Annotated in this window: 1 protein-coding gene; it reads left to right on the top strand. The window is 44.4% G+C overall.

All coding sequences use genetic code 11. The annotated features are described in order from the left end of the window. Positions 1–257 precede the first annotated feature (257 nt). Positions 258–570 (top strand): FAD-dependent oxidoreductase (locus tag ACYVD4_RS32055; protein WP_460952546.1); only part of this gene is annotated, 313 nt, incomplete at its 3' end.

Genomic DNA, 570 nt, shown 5'->3' with positions numbered 1-570 from the left:
TTGGCTTACAGAGTAAGCAGGAGCTAACCAGAATAAACGAAACGCATAAATCTATACTAAACGGCACCGAAAGCGGACTACCTTACAGAACCACCAACACGTTTTTTCACAAATCGGTTTAGGTAATCAAATTCTGAACCAAATTTGCACTCATAATGCTTTACTCATAGGGATCGGAGAGCAGATTTTAGACATCAGATTCGTTTATTCTGACTCATTTGTCTATCGTCTAGTATCCAGACATAACAATCATCTTCATGGAATACGATGTTATTATCATTGGTTCGGGACCAGGTGGCTATACCGGTGCGATCCGTTGCGCCCAACTCGGACTTAAAACAGCCATCATCGAGAAATACGCCACGCTGGGTGGCACTTGCCTGAATGTTGGCTGCATTCCGTCGAAAGCGCTGCTTGACTCGTCGGAACATTTTTACAATGCTGCGCACACATTTGCCGAGCACGGCATTAAATTGACTGATTTGCAGGTCGATCTGGACCAGATGATCAAGCGGAAGCAGGAAGTTGTCGATGTGACAACGAAGGGCATTTCGTTCTTGATGAAGAAAA

This window comes from Spirosoma daeguense (assembly GCF_054776875.1).
The sequence above is the reverse complement of the archived record's forward strand: the minus strand, read 5'-3'. Positions and strand labels throughout refer to the sequence as shown.